Source organism: Arthrobacter livingstonensis (genome assembly GCF_003219815.1).
GTDB lineage: Bacteria > Actinomycetota > Actinomycetes > Actinomycetales > Micrococcaceae > Specibacter > Specibacter livingstonensis.
The window spans coordinates 91,175-110,660 of sequence record NZ_QJVD01000013.1 but is presented as its reverse complement, the minus strand read 5'-3'; the positions used below and the strand labels follow the sequence as shown (position 1 = coordinate 110,660).

The window sequence follows — 19,486 nt, the reverse complement described above, 5'->3', positions numbered from 1 at the left end:
GCCTCCGTCTATCCAGCTAGATATCGGGGGCGACGATGACTTCCGTGCCGGCGTCGCCGAAGGCGGCCAGCTGCTCGGCCGTGATGCCGCCGTCAGTGATGAGCCTGTCGAAGCGGTGGTCATCCATGGTGGCGAAGGCGCGCTTGCCGATTTTGGAGGAGTCGGCCAGCAGGTAGGCCTCCGAGGCGCGGCGTGCCATCCGGGAGTTCACGGAGGCCTCGCCCTCGTCGTTGATGGTGGGCCCGGCGCCGGGCTCAATGCCGTTGACGCCGATGAAGGCGAAGTCCAGGGCCACCTTTTGCAGGATGGAATCCGCATACGGACCCACCAGTTCATAGGACCGCGGATTCACGATGCCGCCGGTGACCATGATCTTCAAGTTGGGCCGGATGGCCAGCTGGGCGGCGATGTTGATGGCATTGGTGACCACGGTCAGCGTGGGCCGGTTGGACTGCACCATCAGGTCCTCGCGCGTGGAGAGGACCTGCGCCAGGGCGGTGCTGGTGGTGCCGCCGCAGAGGCCGATCACGGCGCCCTTGGGAATCAGCGCACTGGCGGCCAGCGCAATCTGGTGCTTTTGCCGGGCGTGGTCGTCCCGGTTGTAACGGCCGGGGAGGTCATAGGAGACGGAGCCGGAGGTTGCCCCTCCGCGCGTTCGGGTCAGCAGGCGTTCGTTGGCCAGCGAGTCCAGGTCGCGCCGTGCAGTCGCCGGGGACACTCCGAGTCTTTCCACGATCCCTTCCACCTCCACCTGTCCGTCGGCAGCAAGGAGGTCAAGGATGGCGCCCAGCCGTTCGGTCCGGTTCATGGAAACTCCCCCACGTGAATGAAATTGCGAAAATGGCGCCGGCACAAGGTCCACCGGCGCTGACGGCACCGGCACCCGTAACACCGGCCGCGGCCGGACAGGACTACCGGACAGGGACTATTGTGATGCTGCCCCTGCACCTGTAAACAAAGCTAGCAGCCGGGCAACCTCGGGAACCAGCGCGGCGCGCCCGGCGCCCAGGTACCTGCGCGAATCCACGACGGCAGGATTGGCCTCCAGGAACTCGCGGACGGCACGCGTGAAGAAGCCGTTGAGGTGAGTGGAGACGTTGATCTTTGTCATGCCGGCGGCGATGGCTGCCACAATGTTCGCATCGGACACGCCGGAGGAGCCGTGCAGCACCAGCGGCACATCCAGTGCGGCTTTGAGCTCGGCGATGCGGGCAAGATTGAGCGCCGCGGAGCGTTCTGTCATGGCATGGGAGGAGCCCACGGCCACGGCCAGTGCATCCACGCCGGTGGCGGCCACGAACGCGGCGGCCTCGGCCGGATCGGTCAGCACGCCGGGGGCATGCGCGCCGTCCTTGCCGCCCACCCTGCCCAGCTCCGCCTCGACGTAGACACCGCGTTCATGGGCGTAGGCGGCCACCCGGGCCGTCACTTCCACGTTCTTGTCATAGTCGAAGTGGGCGCCGTCGTACATGATGGAGCCAAAGCCCAGATCAACTGCCTGGTATGCCAAGTTCTCGTCCTCAGCATGGTCAAGATGCACGGCCACCGGTACAGACGCCTTGCGTGCGGCAGCCAGCGATGCCACGGCCACCGGCTCCAGGCCGCCATGGAATTTGGCGCAATTCTCTGAAATCTGCAAGATCACCGGCAGTCCGGCTGCTTCGGCGCCGCCGATCAGACCCTCCAGCGTCTCAAGGTGGATGACGTTGAAAGCGCCCTGGCCTGTTCCTGCTTTCGCTGCCAGTTCCATGATGGTGCCAGTGTAGGTCAATGCCATGAATCGAATCCTTCTGTGGTCCGCAACCGAATGGCTGGGGCTAGTGGTTTGAAATAAGAAGCTGTTCGGCCAGGACTGCGTGGCTCCCGGAAATTTCCCCGGCCCCCGGCATAAGCACGGCCGCGGCGCTCCAGGACGTGGCCAAGCGCAGGATCTCCAGCAACCCGGTGGTCCCATTGGCGAGTGCGACGGCGGCGGCACTCACCGCCGCGTCCCCCGCGCCCGTCGGGTTTCCTGCCAGCGGCGCGGGCAGCTTCGCTTGGAGGTAGCCGGGCCGGCCCGCTTCAAAGGCCAGCATGCCCTCCTCGCCCACGCTGACCAGCACGCGCCGCGCCCCCAATGCCATGAGTTTGCGCGCGGCGGCAACCAGGTCCGTCTCCCCCACTGCTTCCATGAGCTCGTGGTTGTTGGGCTTGAGCAGGTCCGCGCCCGCCTTGGCCGCAGCCAGGATTCCGGTACCGGAGGTGTCGATGACGGCCGGGACACCGGCCTCGTGCGCCAACGCCACCAGCCGGGGGTAAAAGTCGGCAGGAGCCCCATCCGGCAGGGAACCGGACCCCACCACGACGCCTGGGCGCGACGGCTCCCCTGCGGGCCCCGTTTCCAGGCAGTCGACGACGGCGGCAGTCAGAGCCTGCCATTCCGCGGTACTGAGCGCGGGCCCGGCTTCATTGAAGATGCTTGTCTGCCCGGAGACCGTGTCCACCAGCGTTATGGTGCGCCGGGTGGCGGCAGCCACGGGGACCAAACAGTGCGCGATGCCCGAGGCTGCGAGATCTTCGGCGAGCTGGCGGCCCGAGGCCCCGCCCGCCGTCGCAAGGGCCAGGGTGGGAAAACCCAGCTGGTGGGCCACGCGGGAGACGTTCAGGCCCTTGCCGCCAGCCCGGTAGAGCGGCGTGGGGACGCGGTGGGAGGTTCCCAGCTCCACGCCGTCGACCGTATAAGTCACATCCACTGCGGGATTGGGCGTGACGGTCAGGACCAAATTTCCGGCGCTCATTGTGCCCCTCCGGCCAGCAGTGAGCGTGCCTTCAGGGCGGAGCCAATCAGCCCGGCGTTTTCGCCCAGGACTGCGTGAACAAAGTTCGGGCGGCGGTGGAATGTCAGCAGCTCATCGACGCGGGCGGCCAAGGGTTCGAACAATGCTGGTCCGGCCATGGACAGCCCGCCGCCCAGAACCACTGTCTCCGTGCCAAGGATGGACACGCACTGGGCCACGCTGAACGCCAAGGCGTTGACGGCGTCACTCCACACCCGGGCCGCCGCGGAGTCACCGGACCCGGCGAGGGCCAGGACCGCGCGGGCACCGTCAACGTCCGCGCCAGTTGCTGAGGCGTAGCGGCGCGCGATGGCACCGGCGGAGCCGAGCGATTCCAAGATGGCCAGGCCTCCCTCGGGTGCGGGGACCATGGCGTGGCCGATCTCCCCGGCGTATCCGTCACCGACAACGCGCTTGCCGTCACACAGCACCGCTCCGGCAATGCCCGTGCCAATCACCAGGACCAGCACATTGGCTTTGCCGACGGCCGCGCCGATCCGGAACTCCGCCTCGCCTGCCATGGAAACGTCATGGCCGAAGGCGACGGGCAGTCCCAAGGCTGCCGTCAGCGTGGACTTAAAGGGATAGTCGCGCCAGCCGAGGTTGGCCGAGTAGATTCCGACCCCGTTCACCTCGTCCACGATCCCGGGCACCGTCACGCCGACGGCGCCTATGTCCAGTTCCGGGTGTGCTGCCCGGTAGCTGCCGGTCAGTTCCACAACCCGCGCGCACACGGTATCCCCCGAGCGTTCGCCGTCGAGCGGCGTGGGATGGCGCTGCAAGTCAGTCAGCTGTTGGACGCCGGAGGTGGGCTCGCCGAGGACGATCCCCACCTTCATGTCCGTGCCGCCAATATCGAAGGCCAGCACGGCGCCAAGTGGCGTGGCAGGTCCCGGTGGCGTGCCGGGACCAATTGTCGAGGTATTCATGAATCAACAACTTTCGCGAAGGTGGCGCCCACTGACTGGCCGGCGAGGCGCGTGCCCTGACATGTCACCGGCCCCCCACCAACAGCTTGTGTGATGCCTGACATTTTAGCCAATGGGCGCAGGCTGCCGTGGGTCAGGCCTGGCCGCGGGGCCGGCCGGGGCGACTAGGCCTGGCCGGCCAGGATGACGGAACGGGTCAGGTTGCGGGGCAGGTCCGGGTTCATGCCGCGGGCGCGGGCACGTTCCAGGGTGACGCGGTGCACGCGGGCCAGCTCGGCCAGCGGGTGCACGTCACGGTTGATGTAGAGCGCACCGGTCTTTTCCATGTCCGCATCCAGACCCTCGGGCTGCTCGCCGAACATCCAGGTGACGCGGTTCGGGGCGGCGATGGAGATGGGTCCGTGGCGATATTCCTTCGCAGGGTAGGACTCGGTCCAGCCCTGCACGGCCTCGCGCATCTTCAGGCCCGCTTCGTGTGCCAGGCCCACAGTCCAATTGGTTCCGAGGAAGGTGAACTGCTCTGCGTCGATGAGTTCCTGCTCCACGGGCGCGGTGACAGCTGTCTTGGCATCTTCGACGGCGGCCGAAAGGTCCACGCCAATGCTGGTCAGCAGGTAGGCCAGGGCCGTCGTGGCGAAGCGGGTCTGCACCACGGACTTCTCGTCCGCGTAGGGAAGTTCGACGACGGCGTCGGCCAGCGTGACGATCGGCGAGGACACGTCACCCACCAGGGCAACGGTCGGGACGGTGCCCTTGATTTCCGTCAGGATCTCCAGCACCTCCGTGGTGGTGCCCGAACGGGTGATGGCAATGACGGCGTCGTATCCGCGGTCCCCGCCCAGGAAGGCCTCCGAGGCGGCGAAGGCGTCGGTGACGCCCTTGCCCGCGGTTTCACGGGCGGCGGCGTAGCTCTGCGCCATGAACCAGGAGGTGCCGCAGCCGATCACGGCCACGCGAAGCCCGTCGGCCGGCAGCAGGCGCTCAGCCTTGGCCTGGGCGATGGCACGGGCCCATACCTCGGGCTGGCTGGTCAGCTCGGCATCCATGAAGTGGCCAAGTCCGGTGTCGGCAATTTCAGTCATGTTCTGCGTTCTCCTTGTGGTGCAGGCCCGGACGGCACGGGAGGTGCCGCAAAGGTCCTTACATATGGACCCAGCCTAGCACAAACTGATTGTTTATGACTGAAACTTGCATACAAAAATCAAGTTAAGTCTGAGTTCTCCATAGGGGCGTGGCAGCTTTTCCCACCGTTTTCCGACGCAGGTCTTGTAATCCACATCACGATGGTGCAGTATTTCTACTTGTTATCCATAACAAACGCAGTGGATGGCGCCCCCGAAGGCGGTGGCGGACCAAGCCGGCCCCACCCGCCCCCGTGAGGCCCGGTGCGGGAGACCCATTCCGCGCGGGGCACCGCATTCGACTCTCGCATAGGAAACTCTCGTGAACCCCTCCCCCAGCTGCCCCACGGCCACGTCTGCGCCGCCGCACCTGCGCCTGACGCTCAGGCGCACCATGGCCTTCGCGGCCACGGTCGCACTCACCGCCACCCTCAGCACCGGCATTGGAGCCGCCGCACAGGCGGCGCCGGACACCTCCGGGACCCCGATCACCCCGTCCCAGTACACGCTGATTGGGGCCGACTCCCAGTCGCCGGCCTACCCGGCGCCTCCCGCACTTGACGGCACGGCCGCCGGCGCGTTCGACAACGACTACACCTCACAGTGGACCGTCGCCTACAAGGTGGTGGACGGCGTCGGCGTGGCCGATCCCCTGCCGCACTGGGTCTCCTGGGACGTGGGCGGCTCCTTCACCCTGACCGGGCTGGACTACTCCGTCAAGAACCAGGCCAACGGTCCCGTCAAGAACTACAAGGTCTTCGTCACGGACAACCGCACCGTGGCAAGCGACCCGGCCGGCGACTGGGGCGCACCCGTGGCATCGGGGAGCCTGGCCCAGCCGACGTCGAACACGCAGGTTCAGACCATCCTCTTCGACAGCCCGGTCAAGGGCCGCTACGTGAAGTTTGAGGCCGACAGCACCCTCAACGGCAGCAACAACGTCTCAGCCTCCGAATTGCGCGTGCGTGCCACCGGCGACACCACCCCGGTTCCCGTTCCGCCGGCGCCCCCGGCGGATCCGGCAACGCCGGTCACCATCAGCAGCGGCAAGGGCCTGACCGTGAGCGTCGGCAAGGAGTTCCCGCAGGTCATCTCCTACGCGCTCGGCGGCAAGACGCTCGCCGGCCAGGCGGACAAGCTCTCAACCTTCACACTCAACGGCAAGAACCACGCGGCCACCACCACCGTGAAGGCGGCCCGGGATTCGGCCCGCTACACGTCCACGTTCGCGGACTTCCCGAACCTCACCATCGAATCCTCGTTGACGGCCACCGCCAAAAACACGGTGGAGTTCGCGGTCACGAAGATTTCCGGCAGCGCCGCCGCCACCCTTGACCAGCTGGCCATTCCGAATCAGTCCCTCGTGTCCGTGGACTCCAGCGACCCCGCGGCCCAGCTGGCCCGGACCAAAATCTCCACCGACTCCACCACCACGGCGGACCAGTTCGTCTCCGTCACCGGCAGCAGCAAGGTTGATGCGGCCGACGTCGGCACCCCCTACGGCTTTGTCAGCAACTCCCAGCTCTCCGCCGGACTCATGACGAACGCCACGGACGACTCCGCCCAGGATAACAACAACAACTGGAACACCCGGCTCCAGTCCAGAATTGTCGACGCCGGCAACGGGGCCAAGCGCGCCGAATTGTCCGTGGGCAACTACACCTACGCGGCCGCCGGGGCCACGGATCCCCGCGTGCAGTTCTACACCCTGCCCAAGACCACCGTGGTCCTCTCCGCCGACGCCAATGCCGACGGAAAGGTCACCTGGGAGGACGGCGCCACGGCGTTCCGCTCCGCCATGACGCAACCGCTCGGCGCCGACCGCGTGCCCGAGCGCGTGGTCCAGCACATCCCGTTCAACTTCGCCTCCCAGGCCACCAACCCGTTCCTGAAGACCCTCGACAACGTCAAGCGGATCTCCCAATCCACGGACGACCTCGGCCAGTGGGTCCTGGAAAAGGGATACGCCAATGAAGGACACGACTCCGGCCACCCCGATTACGGCGGAGACTACAACACCCGCGCCGGCGGCCTGGCGGACTTGAACACGCTGACCAAGGACGGCGCAAAATTCAACGCGGACGTCGCCGTCCACGTCAACGTCACCGAGGCCTACCCGCAGGCCAAGAGCTTCAGCGACGGCATGATCTCCGGCCAAGTCAACGGCTGGGACTGGCTGAACCAGTCCTACCACATCGACCAGCGCAAGGACCTGGGCACCGGCGCCATCCTGGACCGCTTCGCCCAGCTCCGCAAGGAAGCCCCCGGCATCAAGACCGTCTACATCGACGCCTACTACTCCAGCGGATGGCTGGCCGACCAGCTCGCCACCCGGCTGCGCAAGATGGGCTTCGAGGTGGCCAGCGAATGGGCGTATAAGTTCGAGGGCAACTCGATCTGGTCGCACTGGGCCAATGACAAGAACTACGGAGGCGCCACGAACAAGGGCATCAACTCCAACATCGTCCGCTTCATCTCCAACTCCCAGCGCGACGTCTGGAACACCGACCCGCTGCTGGGCGGCGCCCAGCTCAAGGACTTCGAGGGCTGGACCGGCCAGGACGACTTCAACGCGTTCTACAACAACATCTGGGTCAACAACCTGCCCACCAAGTTCATCCAGCACTTTGACGTGACCAACTGGGACTTTGGCAAGTCGGCAACACTGACCGGCGGAGTGTCCATCAAGATGGTGGACGGCCAGCGCCAGATCAGCATGGGCAACGCCGTGGTCCTGGACGGCGGCGCCTACCTGCTGCCGTGGCAGGACGCGAAGAACAACTCCAAGACCACCTCCCCCACCGACGCCGACAAGATGTACTTCTACTCGGCAGCCGGAGGCACCACGACGTTCACGCTGACCAGCCAGTTCGCCAACAAGCGCAACTTCACCCTGTACAAGCTCACCGACCAGGGCCGGGTGAAGGTCACGGACGTCAAGGCCGCCAACGGCCAGGTCACACTGACCGGCGACAAGGGCGTCCCCTACGTGCTGGCGCCCAATGGCAACCAGCCCGTGAACAAGAGCGCCAACTATGGTGACGGCTCCATGCTGGTGGACCCCGGCTTCAACGCCGGCACCCTCAAGGACTGGAACGCGAAGGGCGGCGCCACGATCTCGCGCACGGCAACAGGGGACAATGTCGCAGTGCTGGGGAACACGGCGTCGTCCATCTCCCAGAATGTGAAGAAACTGGTCAAGGGCAAGAAGTACACGCTCAGCGCCAACGTCGAGATCGCTGCCGGCAGCCGCCGCGCCGTCACCCTCGGCGTCACCGGCAAGGATGTGAAGGCGGCCAACACCTTCGACATCACCCCGGCCAAGAACCAGGTGGCCGCCGACGCCAAGCAGGGCACATACTCGCAGCGGGCCTCGGTGCAGTTCACCGCCCCGGTCAACCAGAAGGTCGACGTGTCCATCAGCGCCGTAGCGGGCGCCGCGGCGGTGACACTGGATGACGTGCGCATCATGGAAGACACGACGACGCCGGTGGCAGTTCCGGCGAACAGCCCCGGGAAGCTGGTGGCCAGTGCCAACTTCGAGGGCAACCAGCCCGGCTGGGGCCCGTTTGTGAAGGGCGACGCCGGCGGATCCACCGACCCCCGCACCAGCATCAGCGACCTCCACGCCCCGTACTCGCAGAAGGCATGGAAGAACACGGCCAGCCCGTACAACGCAGGCACGCTCAACGGCCAGGCCGTGGACGACGTGCTGAACGGGAACAATTCGCTCAAGTCGCACGAGGAAAACACCGGCCTGGTGTACCGGACGGTGCCGGCGACGGTCCCGTTCACGGCGGGCCACTCATACAAGGTCTCGTTCAAGTACCAGACGAACGTTGCCGGGCAGTGGCAGTGGGTGACCGGATCCGACACTCTTTCGGGAGGAACAGCCGGCGGCACCGTCACCTCGAAGGACATCAAGGATGAAACCATGGCACCGGCGTTGGACACCGCGAACTACTCACGGACGTTCACGGCCGGCTGCGGCGACAACTGGGTGGGCTTGCGCAAGACCGGTGCGGCCAACGGCGCGGACTTCGTGATCGATGACTTCACCGTGACCGATCTTGGCGCCGTCACCGGCGGAGCCTCCTGCGCCGCAGTGGCAGGGCCCGCCAATGCGGATCTGAACCCGGGCACCACGAACAGCTACGTCACCACGTTCACCAACAACGAGGCCACGGACGCCACCAACGTGGCGATGTCGCTGGGCACCATGCCCGCCGGCTGGTCCGCCCAGGTTGCCGCGAAGGACGGCAACCTGGCGGGCACCGTGAAGCCGGGCGCCACGGCTACCACGACATGGCTCATCACCACGCAGGCTTCGGCTTCCGGGACCGCCGCGGTGATCCACCCGTCCGCGACGTACTTCAACAACTGCACCACCAAGACCGTGGATTCGGATTCAAACCTGGCCGTCGCCACCCAGGCCATGGTGCCGACGTCGTCCATGACGGCAACGGCGGACTCGCAAAACCTGGATTCCGGTCCCGGTGAAGGGCCTGTGGCCAACGTCCTGGACGGTGACTTGGGCAGCATCTGGCACACCCAGTACGACCCGACGGTCACCAACTACCCGCACTGGGTGCAGTTGAACCTCAATGGTGAGTACTCGGTCAGCGGCTTCGGCTACCAGGGCCGGCAGTCCGGTGGCCAGAACGGCAAGGTGAAGGGCTACACGGTCTTCACCTCCATGGACGGCACCACCTGGAACCAGGTGGCCACGGGCAACCTGGCCGATGCGACGGCGATGCAGAACATCAGCTTCGCCCCGGTTGCGGCCAAGTTCGTGAAGTTCCAGGCGGACAGCGCCATCAACGGGTTGCAGTTCGCCGCGGCCGCGGAGATGCGGGTGTTCGGAACCGGCGGGACCGCGCTGGCCGGCTTTGACCCGGCAGCGCGCCCGGCGGACTCGGCCTGCACGCCGTAGCCTGAGAACGCAACTGACCCGCAGCCGCCTGCCGGCTGCGGGTCAGTTGCGTTGTGGCGTCTTAAACGGCCCGGACACCGGCCCGCCACACCGCATGGGTCAGCGGAATGCCGGGCCGGTAGGCCAGATGCGTGGCCGAGGGCGCCTTGAGCATGTGCAGGTCGGCACGGTGCCCGACGGCGATGGAGCCCACCGCCCGCCGCCCGTCCTCATCGACGCCGCTTTCCCGGTACAGCGCCAGCGCCCCACCCCAGGTGGCGGCCCGCACGGCCTCGTGCACCGAGAGCTGCATCTGCAGTACGGCGGTGGTGACGCAAAACGCCACCGACGACGTGTACGAGGTGCCCGGGTTGCAATTGGACGCAATAGCCAGCTGTACGCCGGCGTCCAGCAACTTTCGGGCGGGCGCCAGCGGCTGCCGGGTGGACAAATCACACGCCGGCAGCACCGTGGCCACGGTGCCCCGCTCCCCCGTGCCCCGCCCGGCATCCCAGCCTGACCACGACCGCGCGAGGAGATCCACGTCGCTGTCCGTCAGGAAGTTCACGTGGTCCACGCTGGCCGCACCGAACTCCACGGCGAGCTCCACCCCGGCGCCCGGGCCCAGCTGGTTGCCGTGCACACGCAGCCCCAGCCCGGCGTCGCGGCAGGCCGTGAGCACGCGGCGCGACTGCTCAGGGGTGAACGCGCCCGTCTCGCAAAACACGTCGGCCCACTTCACATAGGGGCGCACCGCCTCCAGCATCGTGCCACAGACCATCTCCGTGTACTCATCGGGGTCAGAGCCGGCGGGCACCAGGTGCGCGCCGAGGTACGTAACCTCGTCGGCCACGCCGGCGGCAATGCGGGCGCTGCGGGCCTCATGCTCCACGTCCAGGCCGTAGCCGGTCTTGGTCTCCAGGTACGTGGTGCCCTGCGAGACCGCCTCCGCGACACGCCCCAGCGCCAGGCGGGTGAGCTCGTAGTCCCCCGCGGCGCGGGTGGCATTCACGGACACCGCGATGCCGCCGGCGCTGTAGCTTTCCCCGGCCATGCGGGCCTCAAATTCGGCCGTCCTGTCGCCAGCAAAAATGAGGTGCGAGTGCGAATCCACCCAGCCCGGCAGCACCGCCCTGCCCTGGGCATCGGTGACGGTGTCGGCGGCGGGGGCGTGGACGGCGTCGCCAATCCAGGCGATCCGCTCCCCCTCCAGCACCACTGCCGCATTGCGCCGCGTGCCGTGCCCGCGGTCCTGGGTCATCAATTCCCCGATGTTGGTGATCAGTTCGCTCATGCCCCCAGCGTACGACGCCGGACCGCCGGCCTGGGTGGGACCGCGGCGGATTCGTCTGGGATGGCAGACAGCCAGTTGCTTCCTCCCGGCCCCTTTCGTCTTTCGCTGCGGGCGTTGTGCCGGACAATTGGTTTTATGACCTTCGTTTCCCTGATTGGCTTTGCCGGACTGTGCCTGATGCTTGCCCTCATCCCGGGGCCCGACACGTTTTTGGTGCTGCGGATTTCCATGTCCCGCGCCCGCGCCGGCATTGCCGCGGCGGCGGGCTCCGGCACCGGAGCGCTCCTGTGGGCTGCGCTTGTGGGAATCGGCCTGGCTGCGGTTTTGGAGCAGTCGGCCGAGGTGTTCCGCTGGGTCAAGATTGCCGGCGGCGTCTACCTCCTTTACCTGGGCATCTCATCCTTCCTGAAGGCGCGCAGGGCGGCCAGGGAGGGCGCGGCCGTTGAGGGCCAGCAACCGCTGCGCTACAGCAAACGTGCAGCCTACGGTTCCGGACTTCTCTCGACACTGCTCAACCCCAAGGTCGGCTTGTTTTATCTGGCCGTGGTGCCCCAGTTCATCCCGCACGGCGGCAGCCCCACCAGGACCATGACCATGGCCATGATCCTGGGGCTGACACTGGCTGTCATCGGCTTCCTCTATCTGGCGGTCATTGCCTTTGTGGCCTACAAGGCCATGCAGTGGCTGCGCAGGCCCAAGGTCAACACGATCATTGAGCGGGCCAGCAGCGGCATCCTGGCCGTACTGGGCGTCGGCGTCATGGCCTCCGGCGCCACGAGCTGACGCAGGATTTCAGCATGCGCGCCTTCAGCCGCTCGGCCTGGGCATAACTCACGGCAACTTCCGCCATGCGCAACGCCGGAGCCCAGCTTGGCGCATAAAGCTCGGCAACTTTTGCCATGCGCAAGGCCGCGGGCCAGCTTGGCGCATAAAGCTCGGCAACTTCCGCCATGCGCAACGCCGGCCTCTGGGGCTGCGCCAGCGAGCAAGATGCGCAGGCGGAGGGGGCTGGCCTTGCGCATAAGTTACGGGCGGCTTCCGGCATGCGCGACGGCGGGCAGCCGGCCCCGCGCATAAGTTACGGGCAGCCGGCCCCGGCATGCGCGGCAACAGTGTGCCGGTTCGGCGCCCATTGCACGCGGAGGCCCGGTTGCCGGACAATTGACGGAATGACCCTGCTTTCGCTCCTGGCCTTCGCCGGCTTGTGCCTGTTGCTGTCGCTCACGCCCGGGCCCGACACATTCCTGGTGCTGCGCATTGCCTTGAACCGGGCCAGCGCCGGCGTGGCTGCGGCGGCGGGATCGGCGTCGGCCGCCATTGTGTGGGCCGGATTGGTGGGCGTGGGCCTGGCCGCAATCCTGGAGCAGTCGGCGGAAGTGTTCCGCTGGGTGAAGATCGCCGGCGGAATCTACCTCGTGTACCTGGGCGTGTCTTCTTTCCTGAAGGCGCGCAAGGCGGCAAAGGAGGGCATGGCTGACGGTGCTGACGCGCCGCTCCCCTACAGCCGCTGGGCCGGGTTCGGCGCAGGCGCCGTTTCCACGCTGCTGAACCCCAAGGTCGGCTTGTTTTACCTGGCCGTGGTGCCCCAGTTCATCCCACACGGCGGCAACACCCTGGGCACGGCCATGATCCTCGGATCCATCGAGGCCGTCATCGCCTTCTGCTACCTGGCCAGTGTGGCCGTGATTGCCTTCAAGGCCATGAAGTGGTTGCGCCGGCCCAAGGTCAACGCCACCGTGGAGCGCGCCAGCAGCGGCATCATCACCGTCCTGGGCTTCGGCGTACTGGCCTCCGGCGCCGTCAACTGACTTTTTCACCGCTTCGCCCGCACCGGCGCCGGTGCACAACAGTGTCATGCGCAGCGCTCGTCCTGACACCGCCGCAGGGCAATCCGGCTAGGCGAGCCCCGCTCGCTGCGGGCTCAACGTCGCGGCCAGCCCCGCGTCCCCGTCCGGCAGATTCCCCGCGATGAGCCCGGCCGCCAGGGTGGCCAATGCCGCGGAGGTCTGGACGCCGTAACCGCCCTGCCCCGCGAGCCAGAAGAAGTTGGGCACGCCGTCGTCGAAGCCCACCACGGGCAACCCATCCGCAGGCTGGGTGCGCAAGCCGGTCCAGGACCGCACGACGCCGGTGATCCCCAAGTCCGTGACCGCGTCAATGCGCTGGATGAGTTCGGTGATGTCGGCCTCCACCACCTGCGCGTCGCCGGGTTCCGCGGGGACGGATTCGCACGGTGAAATCAGCAGGTGGGTGCCGTCCGGGCGGTAGTAAAACGATTCGTTGGCGGGCTCCACCATGGGTCCGCTGGGATTTACCGGCTTTTCCGTGGACACGATGGCCACGCTGCGCCGGTGCGGTGCGAGGCCGCGGGGGCGGGCGCCAAACGTTCCGGCCACGGAATCGGCCCAGGCGCCGGCGGCGTCCACCACGGTGGTGGCGGTGATGGAGTGCCGGCCGGCGGTGACCCGGAAGCGCCCGGCCGGGTTCGGGGAGGGTTCCGCGCCGTTGCCAGCTGCGGGCGGTTCCGCGCCAACAACCTCCACGGCTGAGACGGGCGAGCCGGTCAGCACCATGGCCCCCGCGCCGACGGCCTGGCTGCGGTAAAACTCCAGCAGTGCCGGGACGTCCACCTCCATGGCTGTGCCGTCCAGGGCCGAGGCCTCAAACTTTTCCGGGCGAAGGTCCGGGCTGCGCTCCATGGTTTCGGTGTGGTTCAGCGGCACCAGGTTCGCGTTCTCCGCCACCAGCTGCGCCACCTCTTCAGCCGTGCCGAGTGTCAGCAGCGGCCGCGGCATGAGGATGGGGGAAGGCAGCCGCGCCGAGATGCGCTCCACCATGGCAATGCTGCGATGGGTCAATTCCTGGATTGCCCCGGGCCCGTAACTGGGCTGCATTTGCCGGGCCGACCGCGAGGACGTGTGGAAGGCCAGGGACGCTTCCGCCTCCACCAGCACCACCGCCCGGTTCGGCGCCAGCCGCCATGCCAGTGAGAGCCCTGCTATTCCGCCGCCAACTATCAGTACGTCACAATCCATACCGCAATCGTGGCACACTGCGGGAGCGTCCGCCGCAAAAATGCTGTGGGCCTGTCCTTTGCACCCCCTAGCCGGATCGAGAACGCAGAAGATGGACCGAAAAGAATCAAAATGGCGTTTATTGATCCATCTTCTGCGTACTCGATCCTTGATCCACGGCCGGCTGTGCGCACCTCAGCAGCGTCGGGTGGAAATGCCCCGAACCTGAGGCAGCGTCGGGGCTACCCGCGGGCCGCGACAAACGCGGCTACGCACGCTTCGACGTCGTCCGCACTGTGGGCGGCGGAAAGCTGGACCCGGATGCGGGCGGCGCCGCGCGGCACCACGGGGAAGCTGAACGCGGTGACGTAGACGCCGTGGTCCAACATGGAATCGGCCATGCGGGCGGCCTCCACGGCGTCGCCGAACATGACGGGCACAATAGCGTGCTCGCCGGGGAGCAGCTCGAAGCCCTCCTCGGACATGCGGCGGCGGAACAGGGCCGCGTTGTCGAAGAGCCGGGTGCGCAGCTCGGCCGAGCCGGCCACCAGTTCCAGTGCCTTCAGCGTGGCGGCCACGATGGCCGGGGCCAGCGAGTTGGAGAACAGGTAGGGGCGGGCCTTTTGGCGCAGCATGGCCACGATCTCGCCCCGGCCGGCAACGTAGCCGCCGGATGCACCGCCCAGGGCCTTGCCGAAGGTGCCCGTGTAAATGTCCACGCGGTCCGAAACGCCGGCGTGTTCCGGGGTGCCTGCTCCGGTGGCGCCCATGAAGCCGACGGCGTGGGAATCGTCCACCATGACGAGTGCACCGTACTTGTCGGCGAGGTCGCAGATGGCTCCCAGCGGCGCGAGGAAGCCGTCCATGGAGAACACCCCGTCGGTGACCACGATGGTGCGGCGGGCCCCGGCGCCGTCGTTTAGCTGCGCCGCGGCCTGCAGCTGCACTTCCAGATCAGCCATGTCCTGGTTGGCGTAGCGGAAGCGGGCGGCCTTGGACAAACGGATGCCGTCAATGATGGAGGCGTGGTTCAGGGCGTCGGAAATGATGGCGTCGTCCGCACCGAACAGCGATTCAAACACGCCGCCGTTCGCGTCAAAGCAGGAGGAGAACAAGATGGTGTCCTCGGTGCCCAGGAACGTGGACACTGCGGCCTCAAGCTCGAGGTGCAGGTCCTGGGTGCCGCAGATGAAGCGCACGCTGGCCATGCCGAAGCCGCGCTCGTCCATGGCGGTCTTGGCGGCCGCGATGATCTCCGGGTGGTCGGCCAGGCCCAGGTAGTTGTTTGCGCAGAAGTTCAGCACGGGGGCGGTGCCGCCGCCCAGCGGGCCGGCCTGCACGTGGCTGGACTGTGCGGAGGTGATCTGGCGTTCGGTCTTGAACAGGCCGGCGGAACGGATCTCACCGAGCTCGGCGGTGAGCTGGTCTTTCATGGAGGTGTACATCGAAGGCTCCTTGGTGGAAGGGAACGGCGGACGGCGGGGTCCCGGCGTCGTGCGGGGAAAAGCTAGGAAAAAACTGTCCAGTCAAGGACCACCTTGCCACCCCGGCCGGACTTGGCGATTTCAAAGGCCTGCTCCCATTCGGTGGCGGGCAGGCGGTCGGTGACCACGGAGGCGACGGCGGCGCACAGCACCGGATTGGAGGAGAGCATGGCGGACATGGCGTACCAGGTTTCGAACATTTCGCGCCCGTAGATGCCCTTGAGCGTGAGCATGTGGGTGACCACCTTGCCCCAGTTGATGTCGATGGATTCGCTCGGCAGCCCCAGCATGGCGATGCGGCCGCCGTGATTCATGTTGTCGATCATTTCCGGCAGTGCCGTGGGGTGGCCGGACATTTCCAGGCCGACGTCGAAGCCCTCGCGCATGCCCAGCTCGCGCTGCGCGTCCTTCAGGCGGGTGGTTGCGACGTTGACGGCGAGGTCGGCGCCCATGGACGCGGCCATGGCCAGCCGCGGTGCGGAGACATCCGTAACCGCGATCTTGCGGGCCCCGGCGTGGCGGGCCACGGCGGCGGCCATCAGGCCAATGGGCCCGGCGCCGGTGATCAGCACGTCCTCCCCCACCAGGCCAAAGCTAAGTGCCGTGTGGACGGCGTTGCCCAGCGGGTCGAAGATGGCGCCCAGTTCCGGGGTGATGGAGGGGTCGTGGTGGACCCAGACATTGGACTCGGGGATGACCACGTACTCGGCAAACGCGCCGTCGCGCTGCACGCCCACGGAGACGGTGTTGATGCACATCTGGCGGCGCCCGGCGCGGCAGTTGCGGCACATCCCGCACACCACGTGGCCCTCGCCGGAAACCTTGTCGCCAATTTTCACGTCGTGGACGTCGGCGCCGACCTCCACCACCTCGCCGTAAAATTCGTGCCCGGCGATCAGCGGGGCGTTGATGGTCTCGGCGGCCCAGGCGTCCCACGCCTGGATGTGCAGATCGGTGCCGCACAGACCGGTGGCGGCGACCTTGATCTTCACGTCCCGGGTGCCGGTATCCGGTTCCGGGCGGTCAACGAGTTCGAATCCCGGGTGCGCGCCGGACTTGTACAGTGCTTTCATGGGAGGCTTTCCTGTTGGCTTGTTCCTTGGATCAATTACAACCCGCCAAACCATTTAGCACAATCGAATTTTACTCCATCATCGATTAAGGAAACGCTAAATGGTAGTCTGGCGGTGTGGAACTTCATCAGCTGCAAATGTTGCGTGAACTTGGCGAGCTGGGCAGTGTCAAGGCCGTTGCGGAAACCATGTCGGTCACGCCGTCGGCCGTCTCCCAGCAAATCTCCCTGCTCCAGCGCCAGGTGGACACCCCGCTCACCCGCAAGGACGGCCGGAACCTGGTCCTGACCGAGGCCGGGCGGGTGCTGGCCGACGCCGGCGCGGACGTCATCAATGCCATGGCCACCGCGAAGGCCGCCATCGGCGCCTACCAGCACGATCGGAACGGCACCGTCTCCATCAGCGGTTTCCACAGCGCCGGCCAGGCCCTTTTTGCTCCGCTGGTGCGCCGGCTTGCCTCGCTGCGCGTGGGAGGCCCGGACGCGCTGGCGTTGGCGCACGACGCCGGTGAGCCGGGCTTCGCCGCTGCGTCAAGTGCGGCTTCGGCCGGGGTGCCGCGCGTCAGGCTGAGCGACGAGGACGTGGCGCAGCACGATTTTCCGGCCCTGACAGCCCGGTATGACCTGGTGCTGGCCCACCGCATGGACCACAGCCCCGCATGGCCGCAGTCGCGGGTGCGGGTCATCCCGCTGGCCCACGAGCCCCTGGACATTGCCCTGGCGGTGGACCATCCGCTCGCGCGCAAGGCGGCCCTGTCGCCGGAGGACGTCGTGGACTTCCCCTGGGTGGCCAGCCGCAGCGGCTACTCCCCCGCGGACGTGCTGACCGCGATCGGCGCCGTGGCCAGCCGCCCCGTCAACGTGGTGCACCGCATCAACGACTACTCCACGGCCGCCGCGCTCGTCTCCACCGGCGACGTCATCGGCCTGCTCCCGCGGTACACCGCCAGCCCGGCATTGAACCCCGGGGTGACGCTGCGCCCGCTGACCGGCATCAGCACCCGCCGCCGGATCGACCTGCTGGTCCGCCCCGAAAACCTCAAGCGTGCCTCCGTCATGCTGGTGGCGGAGGCCCTGGCGCAGGTCATGGCCGACATGGTCCGCTGACCCCCACCTGCTCCCTATCCCCTCCCACCACTCGCAAGCTCGTAGCGGGGCCCTCGGGGCTGTGGGCCCAGTCCAGGGAACCCTGCAGGCGTGGGCCCAGCCACGGCCGCGCCGGGCTTTTCCGGTCTGTGTTTGCGGCTGTCCGCGAATCGGGATAGAACGGAATATATGACCACCATCACAGACGCGACCGCCACTGCCCTGACCACGGGGCAGCTTGCGGAGCTGCACAAGTCATTCGCCGCCGACCCCGTTCTCAAGCGCACCCAAAACGCCATCGCCCGCGTCAGCGTGGACGACATCGCCATCGACCACCAGCTTGCAACCGCCCTGTCCAGCACCGTCTCGAACCGCATCGACGATTGGAAGGTCACGAACCAAAAGAAGTCCGGCCGGTGCTGGCTTTTCGCGGCGCTGAACCTGCTGCGTGCCGGTGCCAAGGAGGTGCTGGACGTCAAGGAGTTCGAGTTCTCCCAGAACTACGCCATGTACTTCGACAAGCTGGAGCGGGCCAACTATTTCCTTGAGTCCATCCTGGAAACTGCCGAACGCACCGAGGACGACCGCCTGGTGTCCTACCTGCTGCAGTCCGTGATGGGCGACGGCGGGCAGTGGGACATGGCCGTGAACATCTTTACCAAGTACGGGGCCGTGCCCAAGTCGGCCATGCCCGAAACCGAATCGTCCTCCAACACCGGACGGATGAATTCCGTCCTCTGCCTCCTGTTGCGCCGCGGCGCACAGGAGTTGCGCCTGCTTCGCGAGACCGGTGACGCGGCCGGGGAGGAACATGCCCGGGAACGGATCATCAAGGAGGTGCACAGGATTCTCACCGTGCACCTGGGCACGCCACCAACGCAATTCGAGTGGGAGTACACCGATGACAAAAAGGCCTTCCACCGTGAGGGAGTCCTGACCCCGCAGCAGTTCCTGGCCAAATACACCACCATCGCGCTCAAGGACTACGTCTGCCTCGTGGATGACCCCAGGGCAGAGCACCCGAAGGGCAGCACGCTCACGGTCGAGCACCTGGGCAATGTGGTCGGCGCCGCGCCGGTGCTCTACCTCAACGTGGACATCAACCTGGCCAAGCGCCTGGCCAAGGAGGCCATCGTGGACGGGGAACCGGTCTGGTTCGGCTGCGACGTCGGGCCGCAGATGGTCCGCAAGGACGGCATCTGGGATGCCCGCCTCTACGACTACGCGGGCCTTTATGGAGCCGAGCTGTCCATGGACAAGGAAACCAGGGTCCGCTTTGGCGAGTCGGCCATGACGCACGCCATGCTCCTGACAGGCGTCGACGTGCTCGACGGCGAAACGCGGCGCTGGCGGGTGGAGAACAGCTGGGGCGAGGAAAACGGCGAACAGGGCTTCTACACCATGGCCGACAACTGGTTCGACGAGTACGTCTTCGAGGTCGTGGTCAACAAGGCCCGCCTCTCCCCCGAACTGCGCCGGGCCCTGGAAGCCGAACCCACAGTGCTGCCGGCCTGGGACCCCATGGGCGCCCTGGCGTAGACGGCCCTGGCCGACAGCGGCGCCGGCTCGCATCCGCCCAACGCTCCATCACCTTTGGTTGGTTACTGACCAACCCTCCGTCACCTTTGGTGTCTAATCGCGCCATTGCAAAGGTACGACGGCGGGAGCCCGTCTTCCCCGCATGGGGTGACCTCCCGCCGTCGTACTTTAAGCGTGGCCCCAGAAATGGACCAAATCCCCGTGCCTTCTGCTGCCGCA

At 66.8% G+C, this 19,486-nt stretch carries 15 protein-coding genes; 5 read left to right on the top strand and 10 right to left on the bottom strand.

Features of this window, described 5'->3' with window-relative positions:
- Positions 1–16: 16 nt before the first annotated feature.
- From CVV68_RS13145 to CVV68_RS13125, 5 genes are all read right to left on the bottom strand, one after another.
- Entirely contained in the window at positions 17–808 is a 792-nt protein-coding gene (locus CVV68_RS13145; RefSeq protein ID WP_110501464.1) for a DeoR/GlpR family DNA-binding transcription regulator, read from the bottom strand.
- A 117-nt stretch (positions 809–925) separates the two neighbouring features.
- Positions 926–1,777, bottom strand: a complete 852-nt coding sequence (locus CVV68_RS13140; protein WP_110501463.1) for a class II fructose-bisphosphate aldolase — start codon at positions 1,775–1,777, stop codon at positions 926–928.
- 40 nt (positions 1,778–1,817) lie between these two features.
- Positions 1,818–2,777, bottom strand: coding sequence for a 1-phosphofructokinase family hexose kinase (locus CVV68_RS13135; protein WP_110501462.1), 960 nt, complete (start codon positions 2,775–2,777; stop codon positions 1,818–1,820).
- On the bottom strand, positions 2,774–3,745 hold the full coding sequence (locus CVV68_RS13130; RefSeq protein ID WP_110501461.1) for an ROK family protein: 972 nt from the start codon (positions 3,743–3,745) through the stop codon (positions 2,774–2,776). The genes CVV68_RS13135 and CVV68_RS13130 overlap by 4 nt, the downstream gene beginning before the upstream one ends.
- A gap of 164 nt (positions 3,746–3,909) precedes the next feature.
- Positions 3,910–4,827 (bottom strand): SIS domain-containing protein, encoded by a 918-nt coding sequence (locus CVV68_RS13125; protein WP_438502639.1) that lies wholly within the window; start codon positions 4,825–4,827, stop codon positions 3,910–3,912.
- A gap of 361 nt (positions 4,828–5,188) precedes the next feature.
- Between CVV68_RS13125 and CVV68_RS13120 the strand changes: the two genes are divergently transcribed.
- Positions 5,189–9,799, top strand: coding sequence for an endo-alpha-N-acetylgalactosaminidase family protein (locus CVV68_RS13120; protein ID WP_211320833.1), 4,611 nt, complete (start codon positions 5,189–5,191; stop codon positions 9,797–9,799).
- Positions 9,800–9,860: 61 nt separating this feature from the next.
- Here the strand turns inward: CVV68_RS13120 and hutI are convergent, their stop codons facing one another.
- Complete coding sequence (gene hutI, locus CVV68_RS13115) at positions 9,861–11,072, bottom strand: imidazolonepropionase (protein WP_110501460.1); 1,212 nt, start codon at positions 11,070–11,072, stop codon at positions 9,861–9,863.
- Between the two features lie 135 nt (positions 11,073–11,207).
- Between hutI and CVV68_RS13110 the strand changes: the two genes are divergently transcribed.
- Positions 11,208–11,855 carry a LysE family translocator gene (locus CVV68_RS13110; RefSeq protein ID WP_110501459.1) on the top strand — a complete coding sequence of 216 codons (648 nt, stop codon included), beginning with the start codon at positions 11,208–11,210 and terminating at the stop codon, positions 11,853–11,855.
- Here the strand turns inward: CVV68_RS13110 and CVV68_RS23895 are convergent.
- Positions 11,830–12,024: a hypothetical protein gene (locus CVV68_RS23895; RefSeq protein WP_146238887.1), complete on the bottom strand. Its 195-nt coding sequence runs from the start codon at positions 12,022–12,024 to the stop codon at positions 11,830–11,832. The genes CVV68_RS13110 and CVV68_RS23895 overlap by 26 nt on opposite strands.
- A 217-nt stretch (positions 12,025–12,241) precedes the next feature.
- On the opposite strand from CVV68_RS23895, the gene CVV68_RS13105 reads away from it, so the two are divergent.
- A complete protein-coding gene (locus CVV68_RS13105) occupies positions 12,242–12,880 on the top strand; it encodes a LysE family translocator (protein ID WP_110501458.1) in 639 nt (212 codons plus the stop codon).
- Between the two features lie 87 nt (positions 12,881–12,967).
- Here the strand turns inward: CVV68_RS13105 and CVV68_RS13100 are convergent, their stop codons facing one another.
- The 3 genes from CVV68_RS13100 to tdh all read right to left on the bottom strand — a co-directional run bounded on the left by CVV68_RS13100 (position 12,968) and on the right by tdh (position 16,643).
- Positions 12,968–14,107 carry an NAD(P)/FAD-dependent oxidoreductase gene (locus tag CVV68_RS13100; RefSeq protein WP_110501457.1) on the bottom strand — a complete coding sequence of 380 codons (1,140 nt, stop codon included), beginning with the start codon at positions 14,105–14,107 and terminating at the stop codon, positions 12,968–12,970.
- Positions 14,108–14,328: 221 nt separating this feature from the next.
- Positions 14,329–15,531 (bottom strand): glycine C-acetyltransferase, encoded by a 1,203-nt coding sequence (locus CVV68_RS13095; protein ID WP_110501456.1) that lies wholly within the window; start codon positions 15,529–15,531, stop codon positions 14,329–14,331.
- A gap of 62 nt (positions 15,532–15,593) precedes the next feature.
- Positions 15,594–16,643 (bottom strand): L-threonine 3-dehydrogenase, encoded by a 1,050-nt coding sequence (tdh, locus tag CVV68_RS13090; protein ID WP_110501455.1) that lies wholly within the window; start codon positions 16,641–16,643, stop codon positions 15,594–15,596.
- Between the two features lie 116 nt (positions 16,644–16,759).
- Between tdh and CVV68_RS13085 the strand changes: the two genes are divergently transcribed.
- A complete protein-coding gene (locus CVV68_RS13085; protein WP_110501454.1) occupies positions 16,760–17,749 on the top strand; it encodes a LysR family transcriptional regulator in 990 nt (329 codons plus the stop codon).
- A gap of 168 nt (positions 17,750–17,917) precedes the next feature.
- Positions 17,918–19,267 carry a C1 family peptidase gene (locus tag CVV68_RS13080; protein ID WP_110501453.1) on the top strand — a complete coding sequence of 450 codons (1,350 nt, stop codon included), beginning with the start codon at positions 17,918–17,920 and terminating at the stop codon, positions 19,265–19,267.
- Positions 19,268–19,486 lie beyond the last annotated feature (219 nt).